Consider the following 19024-nt stretch of genomic DNA (forward strand, 5'->3'; position numbering starts at 1 on the left):
ATGGGAGTGCCCGGCCCCCGCCGATCGGGGGGAGGCCTGGGCTTTTCTCGTCACGGAATGAGGACAGCGCGACCATGGATCCTGCCGGCGTTGAGATCCTGGAGAGCCTTGTTGGCATCGGCCAACCGGTATTCCACCGTGGTCAACTCGACCAGGCCGCGATCGGCCAGGGCCATGAGTTCGACGAGCTCGGCCCAGGTTCCGACCAGGTTGCCGATGATGTTCTTTTCCGTGATGACCATGTCGACCGTGGGGACCCGGATATCCTCACCATAGCCGACGACGTAATAGCTGCCGGCCGATCGGGTCATGGCAAGGCCCTTGGCCGTGGTGCCCTTCTCGCCGACGAAGTCGATCACGGCTTCGGCGCCGGCCCCGCCGGTGAGCGCCAGCACGGCCTCTACTTCGTTGCCGTCGGCCTTCACCAGCTTGTCCGCCCCGATTTTGCCGGCCAGGGCCAGGGAGGCGTCGGACTTGTCGACGACGATGACGTCGGCGGCGCACATGGCCTTGAGGCATTGGATGCCGATATGGCCGAGGCCGCCGGCGCCGATCACCACGCAGCTCTCCCCCGGCAGCAGATGGCGCGTCGCCTTCTTGGCGGCGCGATAGGCGGTCAGGCCCGCATCGGCATAGGGTGCCACTTCCTTGGGTGCGAGCGTCTTGGGGAGCGGGACGATGTTGCGCTCGGAGGTGCACAGGAATTCCGCATAGCCGCCGTTGCAGTCGAGCCCCGGAAAACGCCCCGGGCCGTGCATGTCCATGCCGCGGCGGCAGGCCAGGCAGGTCCCGCCCGAGATCTTGGGGTGCACGATCACGGGATCGCCGACCTTGATGCCCTCGACTTCCTTGCCGACCGCTTCGACCCAGCCGGCATTCTCATGCCCCATGATCAGCGGCAGCAACCGGTCGCCAGTGGGATCCATATGCGGGCGCCAGACGCCCTCGATGATGTGGAGATCGGTGCGGCAAACCCCGGCTCCGCCGATCCGCACGATGACGTCGTTCGACTTCTCGATCCTGGGATCGGGAACCTCCTGGAGGTCGACCCACTGGCCGGCCATCAGGTCGTCGTCGTAGCGGGTGAGTACTTGCGCCTTCATTGTGATTTCCTCCGCGAGCCCGGTCTTGTCCGCGCTTCGCCGGAATGGCAGCAATCTCCGTGCCACAATGAATACATTATATATTTCAAACATTTGAGGCTGTTTCATCAAGCTGGCATTGCTGGCGGGCTGAACAGTTGCGCGGGCGGTGTGTCCAATCCGCGTACAGCGCTCGCAGGCCTTGGTGTTGCTGGCCAGGTTGCCGAGAGCGGGGAGTAGGTCATGCAGATCCTGTCGGGAATGGACCGGGCGCGAAACGCCCTCGAGCGCGGCGAACGCCTGCCTGGCGGTACCTTGCCGCTGCCGATCGCCGAGAGTTGGCAGCGCTGCCGGGAGCTCGGCCTGGACCCACATCGCCGGCCCCGCGGCGAAGTGGTGCCGTTCGCCACGGTGACACGCCGGCGCCAGAAGATGGAGGGCCTGCGCCGGCTGGCTCTCGCCGAGATGCAGGTGCTCTACGCGCAGATCGCCGGTTCCAATCTGATGATCGCGCTGGCGGATGCGGGTGGCATGGTGCTCGACACCATCAGCGATCAGGCCTTCACGGAAAGCACGGCCGGGCGTGCCATCATTCCCGGCAGCCTGTGGGATGAGGCCCGGCGGGGCACCAATGCCCTCGGGCTGGCCAGTGACGCCAGCCAACCCGTCGGTGTCTTTGGCCGAGAACACTATTTCACGTGCCACGCCCATCTCAGCTGCATGGCGGCGCCCATCCTTGACGCGCACGGCCAGGTTTTGGGATTGCTCGACGCATCCTGCGCCAATGAGGCACGGCAGCAGCACACGCATGCGCTGGTGCGCATGGCCGCCGCGCAGATCGAGAACGGGCTGATCTTCCAGGAATGCGCCGACAATTTCATCCTGGCCTTCCACCCGCGCGCCGAATATCTCGATACGCTGTCGGCGGGGTTGCTGGCGCTCTCACGGGATGGGGTCGTCACGGCGCTGAACCGTCCCGGCTCCGCCTTGCTGTCCGGCCTGCCGGCCGGGGCGGACGCCCGTTTCGACACCCTGTTCGAGATGCCTTTCGCCAGGGCGCTGGATGGTCTTCTCCGGGGAGGCGTCTTCCCGATACGCGATGCCGCGGGCAGCCAGGTCCTGATGGTTTGCCGCCAGATCGCGCCCGGGCTTGCCGTGCGCAACCTGCACCAGGAGCCGCAGGCAAGGCCGCATGACAAGGGGGGATCCGCGCCGAGGTTCGTCTGCGCGGACGCGGCGGTGAAGGCCGCGATGGCCGATATCGGGCAGGCCGTCGCCATGGGCATGCCCATCCATCTCACCGGGGAGACGGGCACCGGCAAGGAACTGATGGCGCGCCATATTCATGAAGTGAGCGGCCGGCGCGGGGAATTCGTCGCCGTCAATTGCGGCGCGCTGGCCGAACAGCTTTTCGTCGCCGAAATCTTCGGCCATGAGCAGGGCGCCTTCACCAATGCCCGCACGGAAGGATCCATCGGCCTGGCGCGACAGGCAGATGGGGGCACCCTGTTCCTCGATGAGATCGCCGATATTCCGCTCTCTGCCCAGACGGCCTTGCTGCGTTTTCTCGACGCCCGGGAAGTGCGGCCGGTAGGCGGGCTGAAGATCCACAAGGTCGACGTCCAGATCGTATCCGCCACCAACCGAAACCTGGAGGCGATGGTGGCGGAGCGGGCTTTCCGGGCCGATCTGCTCTACCGGCTCAACGGTCTCGTCCTGCATCTGCCGCCTTTGTCGGCCCGCAGCGACTTTGCGCTCGTGGTCAAACACCTGTTGCAGGAGCTGGCCCCGGGCGTGGCGATCACGGATGCCGCCATTGCCAGCCTGGCTCAGCGCGAATGGCCAGGTAATATCCGCGAACTTCGCAGCCTGCTCCAGCGCCTTCTCCTGCGTCGACAGGGAGCGTTCATCGACGAAACCTGCCTCGTCGAGGGCGCGGGGGATTCTGGCGATACCTGCCCGGCATGCCGGGACCGTGGCCTGGCCAGCCGGATCTGCCGCGAGATCCGGGCAACATATCGTGTCCATCGTAGCGTCACGCATACGGCACGCGCGCTCGGATTGTCTCGGACCACGGTATACAAGCATTTGTGCGGCGAGCCGCTCAATTAGAGCTGCGCTGCTTGAGTTTGCGTGCCGGTTCGGCAGTTCGGTTTTGGAGCTTCGTGCTGCCGCCGGAACCCTTGCTAACCAGGACTAGATTCAACAAACAACATTGGTGTTGGAAAAGCGTCTGGATGTTCTGATCAAGGCCAGCAATACAGCATCGTTGCTTCTTTCGATTCGGCAGCTGCAGCAGACGGTGCCGTCCTGGATCTTCGGCTGGCTGAGCGTCACGTCAATGCTTTCTCCCGGGTCGATATTGCCGCAATAGTCTATCCTGCGATCCTGCAGCAGGCTGCTCCTCGCGAGGTCGGGAGTCAGGGCCCATTCTGTCCTGTCGGCGAAGGTTTGGAAGCTGGTAAAATAAAGGAAACCGGCCCCGTTGAAATCCTGGCTTGGGCAGGGCGTGAACTTCAAACGACCGTAACTTGCACCCGTATCACTGCAAGAGACAGGCGAGGCGCGGACCGGCCGTATCGCCGGATCGAACGGCGGAAGATCGGCAACCTCGATGCGGGCAATCGAATGGTTGGAGGATCCGGATCTGCGGTGCACGAAGACGGAGGTCAGCGTCACCGAGCCGATGATCTCGCCCCCGATCGCGAGTTCGTGGCGGCTGAGTGTCTGCGTGCGCGAGATCCGCGACAGCGCGCTGCGGATATGCAGGACGTCGTTCTCCCGAGCCCTTTCGAAGGCCGCCTCGCAGACTTCCACCGAACGGAAGGCGGCGTAGACCGGCGCGCCGGCCGCGTCCCTGAAGTCGGGTACCGACCGGCCGGCCATCTGCGCCAGCATCAGCCAGTGCCTGTGCCCCAGTTCCTTGAGCAGCCAGGTCTCCGACAGGCCATTCAGGGCCAGGTGCGGCATGCCGAGGAGCACCGGGCCAAGGCCGGCCTGTGCCTTTTGTGGTTCGCGTGCGAGCGACCGGTCGATCAGAAATGGAACGTTCATCGTGAGGCGCCTTCAGACGGCCATTCTGACGGGTGGGCGGCGTCTGCCGGTGATCTGCCGGTCCGCAAGGTGATCGACGACAAAGCCGGCGTCGCGGCCGACGCTCAGGAAACGCCCCGATCCCCAGGTCCAGAGCCAGGGCATGCCGACCACATAGAGGCCATCCTCATTCGTCACGCCGCGCCGGTGGGCGGGATAGCCGGTCTCGTCGAGGAAGGGTAAGTCGACCCAGGACCAGTCGGAACGAAAGCCGGTGCTCCACACGATGCTGGCGATGCCGGCAGCAGCGAGGTCGAGGCTGTGGACCGCAGCGCCCGGTTGCCAGACGGGGCTGTAATGCACCCCTTCGGGCGCGGAAATGCCCTTGTCGGCGATGTGCCGGTCGATCAGGCCGCAGATGCCGTTGTACACCGCGTCGGCGGCGTCGAGATTGCGGGCGAGATCGTCGCCGAATTCGAGACGACCGTTCTCGATGCCGGTCAGCCGGCCATGCAGCACCATCCCCTCGCTTGCAAAGCGGCGCAGGTCGATATCGCGGCCGCCGCCCCGCCCGGTGAGATAGTGGTTGGCGTTTCGGCGGACCTTCTCTCCAAGCGGATGCTCCTCCACCGTGATTTCGTACTGGCCGAGATCGTCGAGCCATTCTACCGCATCGCGCCCGCGATAGAAACGCGGGCAGCGGGGAGCGCTGCCGACGACGAGGTGCACGGGGCGGTCCGCCAGGTGCAAGTCCTCCGCGATCTGACAGCCGGACTGACCCGAGCCGACGACCAGCACTTTGCCGGGCGGCAGCTGCGCGGGATTCTTGTAGGCGGAGGAATGAATCTGGACGATGCCCTCGGGAACGTTCGCGGTCATCGCGGGGATATTCGGGACATGATAGGCGCTGACCGCGAGGATGACGGCGTCGGCGGTCACGCCGCCTTCACTCGTCTCGACAAGAAAGCCTTCCTCCCCTCGGGCGATGCGCGTGACCGCGACGCCTTCCCGGATCGGCGCGTCGATGCTGCGGGCGAAGGCCTCGACATAGGCGACGATCTCGTCGCGAGGCATGAAGCCTCGCGGTTCGGGGCCGGTATACGGAAAATCCGGAAGCAGGCATTGCCAGTTGGGGGTAACCAGGCAGAAGGCATCCCATCGCTGGCTGCGCCAGGTATGGGCGATGCGGTTCTTCTCGAAGACGACATGGTCGATGCCGTGCCGCCTGAGATGGTAGCTCGCGGACAGGCCGGCCTGTCCGCCGCCGACTACGACGACGTTGTGGTGAGTGGGAAGAGGGGCACGCATGGGCAGCTCCTTCATTCGATAAAGGCGATACAGGTGACGGTGGAGGCGGGGCTGTCGGCGAAACGGCGGGCGCTGACCTCGATGGCGTGCAGCTGCCCGAGCGCCCGCGAGCAGGGCACGCCGTATCTGGCTTCCACGCGGTCGCTGGCGATGTTGAGGGCAATGCGGCTGCGTTCGAGAAAGTCGGCGAGCGAATAGCAGCCGCCCGGTGCGAAATAGTCCTTGATGACGAGGGAGGGGGAGTAGCAACTCTCTTCCCCGCCATCGGGCCAGCGTATGACAAAGCGCATCTCAGGCATGCTGGCGGGCTCCGAGGGTTCGATAGACCGGCAGATGGGCGCGTGCGGTATCGGCCCAATTGTGCCGCGCGGCGACCACCGGGCCGCGCTTGGCCAGCCTTTCGCGCTGAGGAGAACGGATGGCCGCGATCATCGCGTCCGCGATCGAGCCCGTCGACATCGGATCGCACCAGACCACGTCGCCATCCGTCAGGTAATCGGTGAATGGCGGGATGTGCGAGGCGATCACCGGGATCCCGCACGCCATGGCCTCGATGACGGCAAGGCCGAAGCCCTCCTTGAGCGAGGGAAAAGCCAGTGCGGAGGAGATCCTGTAGAGAGCGGCCATCTCCGCCTGGGGTATTGGTCCCGTCAGGACCACGGATCCGGGCAGCATGCGGGACTGGTCGAGAGCCAGCCTGAATTCGGCCTGGTAGGCGGCGTGGTCGAGAACCGAAGCGCCGCCCGCCAGCACGAGTTGGGAATCCGACAAAATGGTCTGCACCTGGCTGAACGCCTGCAGGATGCGGAGCGTGTTCTTGCGTTCCTCCACCCCGCCGACGCTCAGGAAGACGGGCTCTCGTCCCAGGCCGAGACGCCGCGCCAGCCCCGATTCCGTGCCATCCTTCTCGGGCTGGAAGAAGGTGGTGTCGACACCATTCCCCACCATGGTCGCGGCGATTCCCATGTCGCGGTCGAGCTTCCGGCGCCAGTGCTCGCTGACGGCAAAATGGCGGTCCGCACCATGGATGGAGCGGGCCTGCAGCGCCGCGACGCGGGGATCCTCGAAACTGTCGACGTGGTGCACGGTGCGGGCGAAGGAGGCGATCAGGCGTTCCCTGCGCAGTGTCGCCAGGGCGTTGCCCGAAATGCCGTCATGGGCGTGGAACACATCGAAGCGCCGGCGGGCATGGTCGCCGAAATAGCGCAGGTAATCGGCAATGCGCGTTTCCACCATTCCGAAAATATCTCCCTCGAAGGGAGAGGCGGGGACACAGGCGGTCTCACAGCGCGCCTTCCGGAAGAAGCCCGCCGCTTTCGCGTCCGGCGCATGCACGACCGCATCATGACCGAGTGCCGTCAGGGCTTCTCCCAGGGCCAGGGCGTGCACGACTCCTCCACGCGGATTGGTCGAGTGGGTCAGGATCGCTATGCGGAGCGGGCCGGTGATGTTCATGCCGCCGCCTCCTGCCGTGACAGGCCGAGCAGCGGCTGGGCCGCGTGGTTGCGGATGACTTCGCGGCGCCCCTTCAGCGAGATAGCGACTTCGCGGGAGGCGTTGAAGGAACCGACCGCAGCCGCGGCGATGTCGCGCTCGGCGAAGCGGTCGACGACGGCCTGCGCGTCCGCCGGCGTGGCGGCGATCAGATAGCCGAAGCTCGGAAAGGTTGTGAGCCAGCGCTCCATCGGCACATGGGGCGGCAAGGGAACGGCGCCGAGATCGATGTCGATGCCCACGCCCGAACATTCGGCCAGCATGATCGTCGTGCCCACGATGCCACCCTGGCTGATGTCCTTCGCAGCATGAGCAAGACCGGCTTCGGCGAGGGCCGGCAGGATTTCAAGGTCGGCCCGCAACCGGGCGGGCGGCGCGTCCGTCGCCGCCTCCCAGTTGGAGAAGGGCTCACGATAGCGTCCCCTCAGATCGATGGCGGCAATGAGAATGTCGCCCGGCCGGGCGTCGAAGCTCGTCAGGAGCTTGTCGGCGCAGCCGAGTATGGCGACGGAGAGCTGGCCGCGATCCGTCCTCACATTGGTATGCCCGCCGACGATCGGCACGCCATAGGCCCGGGCCGCCGCCCTCAGACCAGCAAGGACCGGAGCCGCGCCCTCCTCGCCATCGGCCCACACGGCATCGACCACGGCGACGGGGCGCCCCCCCATGGCAGCCACGTCGGAGACGTTGACCATCACCCCGCACCAGCCGGCGAACCAGGGATCGCGCGCGACGAACTCGTTCATGAAGCCCTCGATGGCGAAGAGGAGATGGCCGTCATCTGCCGCGATGACGGCACAATCGTCGCCGACGGGGACGGGCATGTCGGGAGAGAGGCCGAGGCTGGCCGCCACTGCGGCGATGTCCTGCTTGCCATTGATCCCCCGGTTGTTGCGGAGGGATGCGGCAAGGCTGGTGAGATCGATCGTCATCGCAATTTCCTCAGGCAGCCTTGCGCGCGAGGGCGCGGAAACCCTGTTCGGCATTTTCGAAAGGGTGATAATGGTCGAGATCGGCCGTCATCAGGTGGTGCCGCCGGCCGAGAAGTTCGATCTCCTCGATGCTGCGCCAGTGCAGCCGGCGGAAAAGCAGCACGTTCTGCTCCTGTACCCGGGCGAGGAAACGCCGGCACCCTCTCGCATGGGCCGAGCAGACCGCGAGGCGGATGAGGGAAGCACCGAGCGCGCCGACCTTGCGATAGTCGGCGGCAACGGCAAGGCGCGAACCCCACCAGACGCCATCCGTTTCCTCGTGGATGCGGACCGTGCCGACGACCCGGTCGGCTGCGACGGCCAGCATGGAGAGCGCCACGATGGGGATGGCATATGCGTCGACGGCGTCGGCGTCATCCTCCTGGAACAGGCCCTGTTCCTCGCAGAACACGGCCCGCCGCAGCGCCCTGGCCCCCGCCCGTTCCCACGGCTGCGTGGCGAACTTGACCTGGAATTCACAGGCGAGGAAGGGCTTGAATGGTTCGAGGATCATGTCGCCATTCCCCTCTCATAGGCCGAAAGCGCCGAGCAGGCCCCGCAGCGACCGCATCCGGCCTTGATGTCGGCGGCCTTCAGGCCCGCCTTCACGAGCATCGCCGAGAGGGGGGCGAGGATGGCGTGCATGAAGCCGGGCGTCGGGGTGGGGTGGCTTTCGAGCGGTGTGCCGGAAATCGGCACGAAGGGCACCACGAATGGGTAGACGCCGATCGCCACCAGCTTCTCGCAGGTCGAGAGGATAGCCTCCGGCGTGTCGCCGAGCCCCGCCAGGATGTAGGTCGAAACCTGACCACGGCCGAAGACCGGAACGGCGGCGGCGAAGGACGACATGTATTTCTCGACCGGCACCTGCGCCTTGCCCGGCATGATGCGCCCGCGGATTTCTGGGGTGACCGCTTCCAGGTGCATGCCGAGCGCGTCGACGCCCGCCTCGCGCAGGCGGCCAAACCAGGCGTCGTCCTCCGGCGGTTCGCATTGGGCCTGTATCGCCAGGTCGACGGCCGCCTTGATGGCTCTGGCGCTGTCGGCGAGGACGGCGGCGCCGCGATCCTCGCCGCGCGGAGTGCCCGTCGTCATCACCATGTGTCTGACGCCGTCGAGCTCGACGGCGGCCTTCGCCACTTCCGCCAGCTGGGCCGGCGTCTTGTGCGCGATGGTGCGGCCGGCCGCGAGGGACTGGCCGATGGCGCAGAACTGGCAGGTCTTGCTGCGGCTCTGGTAGCGGATGCAGGTCTGCAGCACGGTCGTAGCCAGCACGTCGCGGCCGTGGAGCACCGCGATCTTGGAGTAGGGGATGCCGTCGGCCGTGGTCAGGTCGTAAAAGCGCGGCCGCAGCGGGAAGGTGACTTCGCCGACCGGCCGCCCCTCCCGGCTGATACGGCTTCGGCCGAGGGAATCGGGCTTCTCGACCAGATAAGGGCTTTCGAAGGCCGGCGCGGTATGGACGGGCACCATCACCGTCATGCCGTCGATGGTCATCGCCTTGTGGTCGGATGGTCCGGCGCCACCCCTGCGGCTCTCATGCCCGGCCTTCGGGTCAACCAGCCGCGCTCCGAAGGATTGCAACTCGTTGATCAGCTGCGTCGCCGGCAGGGTTGCTGTGTTGTCCATCGGACAGGCTCCTTGGATCGGGTTGTTCGGCAAGGGGATGGGTGAATTCGAGGGGACTTGCGGCACGGCCGTCGAGCGCCAGATGCAGCAGTTCGGGGCGGGCATAGTGACCGACCGAGTCCATCATGCGCTTGCGCTTGAGGATCAGGCTCATGTCGAGATCGGCCAGGAGAATGCCCTCGCCCTCGGTGAGGGGCGGTACGACATGCCGGCCTTCGGGCGAGATGATCGCCGTCATGCAGCCGCCGCGCAGGCCGCGCTGCAGTCCCTCGTCCGGCGTGATCGAGGCGATCTGAGCCTCCGTCAGCCAGCCCGTGGCATTGACGACGAAGCAGCCGCTTTCGAGCGCGTGGTGGCGGATGGTGACTTCGATCTGCTCGGCGAAGATCGGTCCCACCAGCGAACCGGGGAACTGCGCGATATGGATTTCCTCGTGCTGGGCCATCAGCGTGTAGCGGGCGAGAGGATTGTAGTGTTCCCAGCAGGCGAGGGCGCCGATGCGCCCGGCGGCAGTGTCGACCACCGCCAGGCCCGATCCATCGCCCTGACCCCAGATCATGCGCTCGTGGAATGTCGGCGTGATCTTGCGTCGCTTGAGGCGCAGCGTGCCGTCGGCATCGAAGACCAGTTGAGCATTGTAGAGCGAGCCGTGATCGCGCTCGTTGATGCCGAGAACCACCACGAGGCCGTGCTGCCGGGCAGAGGCCGCCACGGCCTCGGTAGCCGGGCTGGGAACGGAGACGGCATGTTCGTAGAGGCGCAGATGCTCCTTGCCGCTCAGCACTGGGGGCAGCACGAAGGAGAAATAGGGATACCAGGGCACGAAAGTCTCGGGAAACACCACGAGCTCCGCGCCCTTGCCGGCCGCCTCCGCGATGGCATCGAGTACCTTTGCGAGAGTGCCTTCTCGCGAGGTGAGGTCAGGCGCGATCTGCACGGCGGCAGCCCGGACCGATGCCTTTGCGCTCATTGCGAATCCTCCGCTCCATGGGTCGGGCGGCGGGGCCGGACCCCGCCGATGCGGGCCTCAGACGGTCCAGGTGTCGAGAATGAAGGCGTTGTCCTTGCGGTGAAGCAGGATGAGGTCGAGCACATCGAGCGGGCTGATCGGCTGGATGCCGGGGATGAGGGAGGGCTCGCCATGGCCGTAGAGCGCCTGCAGGGCAAAGCGGCAGGCATAGACCTTGCCGCCCTCCGCCAGGAACTTCTCGATCTGGTTGTTGAAATTGAGATGGCCAGGAAAAGCCTCGTCCCCCAGCTTGGGAAAGCCGCGTTGGACACCCAGCGTCACGCCGGGACCGTAGAGGAGGACCGAGGTCTCGAAGCCCTTGCGCTTGAGGCGCGTGGCCTGCAGCAGGTTGACGAAGCCGATGGACCCTTCGAAGGCGACGGTATGGAAGGTCACGAGGGCCTTCTCTCCCGGCTCGGCTTTGACGTCGTCGAAAAGCTTCTGCTCGTAGTCGACGAAATAGTCGCCCTTCTGATGCGCGGGCTTGGTGACGGCTGGCATGCTGAACCTCCTCTATGGGCAGGACACGCCGCTCGGCGTGTCGCATCCATTAAAGCAATCATCATGCCAACGTTGCGGCAGTCAATTTATCGTCAAAAAAGCCATTTATACATTCAATATGGCAGTCAATTTATGACTGAGGCGAGCAAAAGTATCAAAATCCATGCGTATTCTGCGTTCGAATTGCCTCGAAATCCAACATCGCCCTGTCCTGCTAAGATGCAGTCAATTTTCTTTAAAATGATGGATGACAGGTGTCATAGCTATCAATATACAGTCAATTTGTGAGGCGGCTGGAGACCATCATGAAAGACTGGCGACCTGATCTGGCCCGAAACGATGGCCCTCTTTATCTCGCCATCGCCGACGCCATCGCGCAGGACATTGCACAGGGCGTCCTCGCAGTGGGCGCACGCCTCCCGCCGCAGCGCAAGCTCGCCGCTATGCTGGGTGTCGACTTCACGACGGTGGCGCGGGGCTATGTCGAGGCCGGCAAACGCGGCCTGATCGAGTCGGTCGTGGGGCGTGGGAGCTTCGTGCGCAGCAACGCCACTCTGCGGGAAGACGGCGACCCGCGGCGCCAGCAGCTTGCGGACTTCTCGATGAACATGCCGCCCGAACCTGACGATCCCGAACTGGTCGCCCGCATGCAGGACGGCTTCGTCAGCGTAGCCCGGGATCTGTTGCCGTTGCTGCGGTATCAGGGCTTCGGAGGGGCGCCGATGGACAAGGATGCCGCGTCCGCCTGGCTCGGCCGTCGTGCGCTGGTGCCTGCCCAAGAGCGGATCTTCGTCACGCCCGGCGCACATCCCGCCCTTGTCGGGATCTTCAGCCTGCTCGCGAGAACGGGCGAGACGGTGCTGTCCGAGGCGATCACCTATCCTGGCGTGCGCTCCATCACCGCACAGCTTGGCCTCAACCTCGTCGGCCTCGAAACCGATGGAGACGGCATCCTGCCCGAGGCCCTCGAGGAGGCCGTGCAGCGTCATCGCCCGAAGGCGCTCTATCTCAATCCGACACTGCAGAATCCCACCACGGTCACCATTCCCGAAAGGCGGCGTTCCGAGATCTGCGCGGTGGCGCGCCGGCATCGGCTGTCGATCGTCGAAGATGACGCCTATGGTTTCATTCCGACGCATGGGCCGCCGCCCTTGGCGGCGATAGCACCCGATATCTGCTGGCACATAGCGGGCCTGGCCAAATGCATCGGTGCAGGTCTGCGCCTTGCTTACGTGGTGGCGCCCGATGCGCGCGCAGGCTGGTCGTTCAGTGCGGCGCTGCGAGCCCTCTCGGTCATGGCTTCGCCGGTGACGGTCGCCGTGGCCACGCGCTGGATCGAGGACGGCACCGCCGACACCATCCTGCGCTTCATCCGCGCGGAAGCCGCCGCCCGCGAGAAGCTGGCATCACAATTCTTCGAACCGGGCACCTATCTGTCCGATCCCCTGAGCTTCAATATTTGGCTGCCGCTCGGCAATGGCTGGACGCGATCGGCCTTTGCCAGCTATGTCCGCCGCACGGGTATCGGCGTGGTGGTAAGCGATGTCTTCACTGTCGCAGGCGAGCCGAGCGAGATCGTGCGCGTTGGTCTGGGCGGACCGATAAGCCGCGAGCGGCTGCGTGCTGGATTGGAGTTCATGGCTCATGCGCTCGAGGGATCGCCGCAAACTGCCGCCGCGTTCTTCTAACATGGCCTTGCCGCAGGCTCTATGCGCTGTCGGGGCCAGCTGGCACTTTCGGCTTTCCGAAGCCGGTCTGTCTCCGACGGCAGGGTTGGATCAGCTGGCGTTCACCAGTCGCGACCACCGCCGAACCAGATAATTGTGCTCGTCCATCGTCGTGTTCCAGACGGCGATCGAGTTGGCGCGCTGGCGGTAGGACCCGCCATCGCGCACGGATCCGGCCTTGATGGTGATGGTGCCGTCCGGTCCAGGCAAATCGGCCTGCGTCGGCAGGCCTTCGTACCAGTAGGCCCATTCGTCCGGCGTCAGGAAAGCCCGAACCCGGGCCGGGATGGACATGTAGTAGCCCTGGCGGGCCATCACCGCGCCCGGCCAGCCGGACAGCCACCAGTTCAGATACTCATAGGCGATGTCGAGCATGCGCCCCGACAGGTTGCTCGAAAGGCACAAGCCGCCATGCCAGGCGCGATAGCCTTCGCGGGGTACCGCCTCCATCACGGGCACGTTGCAATGGCGCAGGGCGGTGATGCCGGGCGACCACATGCTCTGGATCACGACCCCGCCGTCGCGCATCAGGCCGGCCGCCTCCGCCGCGGTCTTCCAGAAACCGGCGAAGAAACCGGCCTTGCGCCGCTCGATCAGAATGCCGAGCAGGGTGTCGATCTCCTCGGTCGACATGTTGCCGATGTCCTCGAAGCTCATCAATCCCAGCGACTGGGCGGCGAGGGCCGCGTCGAAGACACCGATCGCCGGCTCATCGACCAGGGCCGCCCTGCCATGCCAGTGCTCGTCGAGCAGGGCCCCCCAGGAGACGATCTGCTCGGCATCGCCATTGGCGAGATCCGGCCGGAAGGCGAAGGAATCGAAATTATGGGTGGTCGGCAGCATCGAAAGCCAGCGCGAAGGCGTCGGGCCCAAGGCGCGGTTCGGCTGGACGAAGAGTTTGGTCACGGGAGCGTCCCCGAACCCGATGCGGGCGCCCGGATCGAGCCGTCCCGTCTTGGTCAGATCGGTGATTTCGTTCCAGAGCGGGATGCGCGTGAGATCGATGGGCTGGATGGCGCGCCAATACCAGACGATATCGAGGTTGTGGAAACACTGGTCGTAGACGTCATAGCTGCCGGGCTCGGCCGCCGCCTTGTGCTGGGCGGTGATGAAGTCCTGGGTGTCGAAGACGACATTGATGCCGAGGTCGGCTTCGGCCTTGAGGCGCAGTTCCTCGAGGTGTGAAATCTCGGTTCCCAACACCCGCAGGGTCGGTCGTTCCGTACTGCGAACGGCAGGTGCGGGGAGCTTTTCTTCCAATGCATCTCCCTTCATGGGGAACTCGAACGGCGGGGCAGAGACAATGGCATTCGAAATCACTTGATCATGATCGCTGCGGCAGGGGGACCGCCAATCTGTTGAAGGCCGCGAGGGAGCGCCTGATCAAGCTGGAATCGAGGTCATCCACGATGAAAACGATGCGCGAGCGTCGGTCGTCATCGGGCCAGGCCTGCATATGCACGGGCGGGTGCACCAGATGCTGCACGCCGTGGATTGCCACCGGGGCAATCTCTCCGGCAAGGTTGAGCATGCCCTTCACCCGCAGGATACGGTCGCCATGACGGTTGAGGAGCATGGTCAGCCAGATGCCGAAGGCCGTCCAGTCGATCGGTTCATCGACCGTGACCACGAAGGAGCGGATGCGTTCGCCATGCCGCGTACGGTCGCCCGACCCATGCTCATGGCCGGGCTGGCTGGCTGTCTCGGGGGCGACCGGATCGTCGCTTTGAAAGGTCTGGCGGAACCATGCGCGGGTCGAGCGCTCGGGCTGGCCTGCAGAAGCGAGGTCATCCTGATGAAACAGTGCCGGGGCATCGAGGTCACCGTCGGCGGCCCGCAGGATCGGCGCATCCGGATTGAAGCGCCGCAGCCGATCGAGGAGCCGGGCGACCGTCACCTCGTCGGCGATGTCGGTCTTGGTGAGCACGAGCCGATCGGCGATCGCGGCCTGGCGTGTCGACTCGACATGGGTCTCGAGCTGGAACCGGCCGTTCACCGCATCCACGGTTGCAATCACCGTGCCCGGCCGGAAATGATGCCGCAGGACGGGATCGGCCTTGATGGTCGACAGGATCGGGAAAGGATCGGCCAGGCCGGTGCTTTCGATCACCAGCCGATCGAAGGAGGGGATGTCGCCGCGCTCCCGCCTGGCATGGATATCGCGGATCGCCTGGGCCAGTTCGCCGCGGATCGTGCAGCACAGGCACCCGGACGGCAGCAGCACCATGGTCTCGTCAATGGGCTCGAGCAGGTGGTGGTCGAGCCCGATTTCGCCGAATTCATTGATCAGCACGGCGGTGCGCGCCATGGCCGGATCCGACAGGAGCCGCCGCAGCAAGGTCGTCTTGCCCGAACCGAGGAAGCCGGTAAGGAGGTGGACCGGGGTGAAGGCCGGGACGTTATCGGCCATGGCGCTTCTCCATCGCTTCGATCACCGGCAGGGAGAGCGGATCGCAGTCGCGCCTGGCCAGCCTTTCGGCTGCCGGCCACAGATGGCCGAGATCGTCGATGATCTCGGTCTTGCCGGTTTTGGTCGACAGGAGGAAGGAAGCGCCCTGCCAGTCGGAGAGGCTCATGCCGAAGGGTTCCAGAACCTGGCAGGCAATGCGTACGCGGTTCATCCGCTCGCGGCGGCGATCGATCCTGTCGCCATTGCGCGTGAAGACGCCCGGTCGGGCCACGGCGTCGGCCCAGTGCTCATTGCCACCCAGAATGCCGCAGAGCGAACACATGCAGATCTTCCTCGGCGCATCGTCGTGCTCGAAAGGCTCGTCGGCCTCTCCCGAATGCATTCAAGGCCGGGCCCAGGATAGGGGGCCCGGCCTCCGCCGTCACTTCTTGCGCGGGAAGCGCCGGGCAAAATCGTCGGCCATTTCGTTCATGGTGACGAACTTGACGCCGGGATGCTTGGCCATGTGCGCATAGAGGCGCTCCAGCATCATCAGGACCTGCGGGCGGCCCGAGACGTCGGGATGGATCGTGATCGGGAAGACGGCATAGTCCATCTCGCGATAGACCCAGTCGAACTGGTCGCGCCAGAGTTGCTCGATGTCGTGCGGATTGACGAAGCCGTGGCTGTTGGGCGCCTTCTTGATGAACATCATCGGCGGCAGGTCGTCGAGATACCAGGAGGCCGGGATTTCGATGAGGTCGGTCTCATGCCCCCGCTTCAGCGGCACCATCCAGTCCTTCGGTTTGCCGGAATAATCGATCTTGGTCCAGGAATCGCCGACGCGCACATAATAGGGCGTGAAGTCGTTATGCATCAGCGAATGGTCGTATTTGATGCCGCGTTCGAGCAGCAGCTCATTGGTGACGTTGGAAAACTCCCACCAGGGCGCGACATAGCCGGTAGGGCGCTTGCCGGAAAGCTTGGTGACGAGATCGATGCATTTGTCGAGGATCTCGATCTCCTGCTCGCGCGTCATCGCGATCGGGTTTTCATGGGTGTAGCCATGGATGCCGATCTCGTGGCCGGCGTCCGCCACGGCTTGCATCTGCTCGGGAAAGGTTTCGATCGAATGGCCGGGGATGAACCAGGTCGTCTTGATGCCGAAGCGCTCGAACAGCTTCACCAGGCGGGGCGAGCCGACCTCGCCGGCGAAAAGGCCGCGCGAGATGTCGTCCGGCGAGTCCTCGCCGCCATAGGAACCGAGCCAGCCGGCGACCGCATCGACGTCGACGCCGAAGCCGCAGAGAATTTCCTTTGCCATGGGTGAGGTCTCCTCATTTCATGTTGAAATCGATGTCTTCTTGAATAGGTGGTCGGTCAGGCGGCCGGAATGACGGTTGCCTCGGCGGCATTCCACGCCAATACGACCTCTCCTCCCGGGGCGAAGAGGCCCGGAGGGTATTTCTCGACATGCGCTTCCAGGGACACCGCCCGGCCTCCCGGCAGCTCGACGGACAGATGCGAGATGTGCCCGACGACGTCGAGACGCCGGACGGTGGCGGCGATGGCATTGCCCATCCCGGTAGCGCGCGCCTCAGAGGCCGAGCGGACTTCTATGGCTTCGGCCGGGACGACGATCTTGGCGGCACTGCCCTCGGCCAGGGCGCCGTTTGCCGTGCCGCGCAGGATACCGAGCGGGGTGTCGACCACCGCACGCCCATCCTCGACACCGCCGACGGAGCCGTCGAGAATGGTGTTGCGGCCGATGAACTGCGCCACGAAGGGCGTGTTCGGCCGGGTGTAGAGCTGGTGCGGCGGGCTGATCTGCTCGACGCGTCCCTGGTTCATCACCACGATGCGGTCGGATAGGGCGAGGGCCTCGGACTGGGCATGCGTCACGAATACGAAGGTGACGCCCAGTCTCTTCTGCAACAGCTTCAATTCGTTCTGGATCGCCTTGCGCAGATTGGCATCGAGCGCGCCCAACGGCTCGTCCAGCAGGAGGATATCGGGCTCCACGATGAGGCCGCGCGCCAGGGCGATGCGTTGGCGCTGGCCGCCGGAGAGCTTGTCGGGACGCTTGTCGGCGACATCTTCGAGGCCGAGCGTGGCCAGGATACGGTCGACCTTCGCCTCCCGCTCGGCTTTGGCCAGTCCCTTGACCTCGAGGCCATAGCCGACATTGCGGCGGACGGTCATATGGGGAAAGAGCGCATAGTTCTGGAAGATCATCGAGGTCGGGCGCCGTTCGGGCGGCACGTCGTTGATGCGCGTTCCCTTGATCAGCATGTCGCCGGAGGAGATGGCTTCGAAGCCGGCGATCATACGCAACGTCGTCGTCTTGCCGCAGCCGGAAGGCCCCAGAAAGGCGATGAATTCCCCCTTGGCCACGGCAAGGTCGAAGCCGGCGACGGCAGGTGTGCCGTTGTCATAGACCTTGCCGACCTTGATGAGTTCGAGATCGTGGACCATCGCGTCAGGCTCCGCGGCAGTGGCTAAAGCGTTTTCCAGAAAAGCCGATAAACTTTTCGATTGAGAAAAACGTGTTAAAACAAATGGTTAGAGAAAAGTGCGATTCAACGAAATCGTACTTTGCTCTGAAGAGGCGGGCGGGAAGGCGTGCTTTCCGCCCGGACCGTGATCAGGCGTTCAGGAACTCGTCCCATTTCTGGATGAGATGGTCGTAGGCGTCCGGCCATTGGTGCCAATAGGCGACGTTGGCGGCCCGTTCCGCCAGGCTGCCTCCGTCGCGCAGGTCACCTTCCTTGATGCCGCGCTCGGCGGCGCCGACCCAGGGCTTGCCTTCGTACCAGAATGCATATTTCTCCGGCGCCATCTCGTTCTTGATATTGGTCGTGGGCGAGTAATAGCCCTGTTCCGAAACCGTGATGCCGGGCTTTCCGGAAAGCCAATAATCGGCGTAGGCGGCCACGGCTTCCTTGTTGGCGGAGCCGGCGATGAGCGAAGGACCGATCGCCCAGGCGCGGTAGCCTTCCTTGGGGCGGGCATATCTGCAGGCCTTGCCCTGGGCCTTGACCGCCATCACGGCGGGCTGCCAGGCGTCGCACACCACCATCTCGCCGGAGGCGAGAAGATTGACCAGTTCGCCGAAATCGCCCCAGAGTGCACGGAACTGGCCTTCCTTCTTCTTCGAAACCAGGAATTTAGCGGCCTCGTCGATTTCGGCTTCAGACGGATTGCCCGGGTTCTTGACCGCCGACAGGCCCAGCGAGTTCATCGCCATCACGGCCTGCCCAAAGGCGATAAGCGGGTCAGTGTTGAGGCCGGACTTGCCTTTCCATTTGGGATCGAAGATCGCCGCCCAGCTGTTGGCCTCCTCGTCGGACAGAACGTCCGGATTGTAGCCGATGGAGTCGTAGTTATAGACGGCCGGCACCATCCACAGCTGGCTATGGGCATCGTCCTGCCAGATCTGGCCGGTGATCTGGGCCTTGGGATCCCATTTGTCACTCGGCTTGGTGAAGGTGTCGCGGATATTGGCCCAGTTCTTCAGCGACGAGACGGCGATCGGCGCGACATTGTTGGTCATCACCACCGAGGGCAGGCGTTCAGCGATCACTTCCCAGCAATCATAGTCCTTCGAGCCCGACAGGATCTTGGTCTGAGCATCGGGGAAGGTTGCAGCGGTGCCCGACGTCGTGCCCACGCCGGAGGCGGCCTTGAATTCGGCCAGGATGCGCTCCTGCACCGTAACGGACAAGCCGATCGTGCGCAGGCTTTCGCCTGCCAGGCTGCTGCCCTGCGCCCAGGCAGCGCGGGAAGACATGAACGGCGTGCCGCCGCCCAAGGCCAGGGCCATCATTCCCGCGGATCGCTTCAGCAAAGAGCGGCGCGTCATCTCGCTTCGGTCAGACATC

At 64.8% G+C, this 19024-nt stretch carries 18 protein-coding genes; 2 read left to right on the forward strand and 16 right to left on the reverse strand.

Features of this window, described 5'->3' with window-relative positions; all coding sequences use genetic code 11:
• Positions 1 to 50: 50 nt before the first annotated feature.
• Positions 51 to 1103: an NAD(P)-dependent alcohol dehydrogenase gene (locus C5L14_RS29170; protein WP_105865576.1), complete on the reverse strand. Its 1053-nt coding sequence runs from the start codon at positions 1101 to 1103 to the stop codon at positions 51 to 53.
• Positions 1104 to 1325: 222 nt separating this feature from the next.
• Between C5L14_RS29170 and C5L14_RS29175 the strand changes: the two genes are divergently transcribed.
• On the forward strand, positions 1326 to 3194 hold the full coding sequence (locus C5L14_RS29175; protein ID WP_105865577.1) for a sigma-54-dependent Fis family transcriptional regulator: 1869 nt from the start codon (positions 1326 to 1328) through the stop codon (positions 3192 to 3194).
• Positions 3195 to 3284: 90 nt separating this feature from the next.
• Here the strand turns inward: C5L14_RS29175 and C5L14_RS29180 are convergent, their stop codons facing one another.
• The 9 genes from C5L14_RS29180 to C5L14_RS29220 all read right to left on the reverse strand — a co-directional run bounded on the left by C5L14_RS29180 (position 3285) and on the right by C5L14_RS29220 (position 11027).
• Positions 3285 to 4052, reverse strand: a complete 768-nt coding sequence (locus C5L14_RS29180) for a Pnap_2097 family protein (protein WP_181161380.1) — start codon at positions 4050 to 4052, stop codon at positions 3285 to 3287.
• Between the two features lie 96 nt (positions 4053 to 4148).
• Positions 4149 to 5423 (reverse strand): MSMEG_0569 family flavin-dependent oxidoreductase, encoded by a 1275-nt coding sequence (locus C5L14_RS29185; RefSeq protein ID WP_105865579.1) that lies wholly within the window; start codon positions 5421 to 5423, stop codon positions 4149 to 4151.
• An 11-nt stretch (positions 5424 to 5434) separates the two neighbouring features.
• On the reverse strand, positions 5435 to 5722 hold the full coding sequence (locus tag C5L14_RS29190; protein WP_105865580.1) for an MSMEG_0570 family nitrogen starvation response protein: 288 nt from the start codon (positions 5720 to 5722) through the stop codon (positions 5435 to 5437).
• Positions 5715 to 6878, reverse strand: coding sequence for an MSMEG_0565 family glycosyltransferase (locus C5L14_RS29195; protein ID WP_105865581.1), 1164 nt, complete (start codon positions 6876 to 6878; stop codon positions 5715 to 5717). Before C5L14_RS29195 ends, C5L14_RS29190 begins: the two co-directional genes overlap by 8 nt.
• Positions 6875 to 7849 carry a sll0787 family AIR synthase-like protein gene (locus C5L14_RS29200; RefSeq protein WP_105865582.1) on the reverse strand — a complete coding sequence of 325 codons (975 nt, stop codon included), beginning with the start codon at positions 7847 to 7849 and terminating at the stop codon, positions 6875 to 6877. Before C5L14_RS29200 ends, C5L14_RS29195 begins: the two co-directional genes overlap by 4 nt.
• 10 nt (positions 7850 to 7859) lie before the next feature.
• Positions 7860 to 8402, reverse strand: a complete 543-nt coding sequence (locus tag C5L14_RS29205; RefSeq protein ID WP_105865583.1) for an MSMEG_0567/Sll0786 family nitrogen starvation N-acetyltransferase — start codon at positions 8400 to 8402, stop codon at positions 7860 to 7862.
• Positions 8399 to 9517, reverse strand: a complete 1119-nt coding sequence (locus C5L14_RS29210; RefSeq protein ID WP_105865584.1) for an MSMEG_0568 family radical SAM protein — start codon at positions 9515 to 9517, stop codon at positions 8399 to 8401. The genes C5L14_RS29205 and C5L14_RS29210 overlap by 4 nt, the downstream gene beginning before the upstream one ends.
• Positions 9444 to 10487, reverse strand: a complete 1044-nt coding sequence (locus C5L14_RS29215) for a Nit6803 family nitrilase (protein WP_105865585.1) — start codon at positions 10485 to 10487, stop codon at positions 9444 to 9446. Before C5L14_RS29215 ends, C5L14_RS29210 begins: the two co-directional genes overlap by 74 nt.
• A 57-nt stretch (positions 10488 to 10544) precedes the next feature.
• Entirely contained in the window at positions 10545 to 11027 is a 483-nt protein-coding gene (locus C5L14_RS29220) for an MSMEG_0572/Sll0783 family nitrogen starvation response protein (protein WP_105865586.1), read from the reverse strand.
• Between the two features lie 305 nt (positions 11028 to 11332).
• On the opposite strand from C5L14_RS29220, the gene C5L14_RS29225 reads away from it, so the two are divergent.
• Positions 11333 to 12715, forward strand: a complete 1383-nt coding sequence (locus tag C5L14_RS29225; protein WP_105865587.1) for a PLP-dependent aminotransferase family protein — start codon at positions 11333 to 11335, stop codon at positions 12713 to 12715.
• 90 nt (positions 12716 to 12805) lie between these two features.
• Here the strand turns inward: C5L14_RS29225 and C5L14_RS29230 are convergent, their stop codons facing one another.
• From C5L14_RS29230 to C5L14_RS29255, 6 genes are all read right to left on the reverse strand, one after another.
• A complete protein-coding gene (locus C5L14_RS29230) occupies positions 12806 to 14029 on the reverse strand; it encodes an ABC transporter substrate-binding protein (protein WP_105865588.1) in 1224 nt (407 codons plus the stop codon).
• 49 nt (positions 14030 to 14078) lie between these two features.
• Positions 14079 to 15164, reverse strand: coding sequence for a CobW family GTP-binding protein (locus tag C5L14_RS29235; protein WP_105865589.1), 1086 nt, complete (start codon positions 15162 to 15164; stop codon positions 14079 to 14081).
• Positions 15154 to 15486, reverse strand: coding sequence for a hypothetical protein (locus C5L14_RS29240; protein ID WP_105865658.1), 333 nt, complete (start codon positions 15484 to 15486; stop codon positions 15154 to 15156). The genes C5L14_RS29235 and C5L14_RS29240 overlap by 11 nt, the downstream gene beginning before the upstream one ends.
• 99 nt (positions 15487 to 15585) lie before the next feature.
• On the reverse strand, positions 15586 to 16467 hold the full coding sequence (locus C5L14_RS29245; protein ID WP_105865590.1) for a polysaccharide deacetylase family protein: 882 nt from the start codon (positions 16465 to 16467) through the stop codon (positions 15586 to 15588).
• Between the two features lie 56 nt (positions 16468 to 16523).
• On the reverse strand, positions 16524 to 17618 hold the full coding sequence (locus tag C5L14_RS29250) for an ABC transporter ATP-binding protein (protein ID WP_105865591.1): 1095 nt from the start codon (positions 17616 to 17618) through the stop codon (positions 16524 to 16526).
• A 169-nt stretch (positions 17619 to 17787) separates the two neighbouring features.
• Positions 17788 to 19023, reverse strand: coding sequence for an ABC transporter substrate-binding protein (locus C5L14_RS29255; RefSeq protein WP_105865592.1), 1236 nt, complete (start codon positions 19021 to 19023; stop codon positions 17788 to 17790).
• Between the last annotated feature and the right edge of the window lies 1 nt (position 19024).

The organism is Labrys okinawensis, from assembly GCF_002982075.1.
In the GTDB taxonomy this organism is placed as follows: Bacteria; Pseudomonadota; Alphaproteobacteria; order Rhizobiales; family Labraceae; genus Labrys; species Labrys okinawensis_A.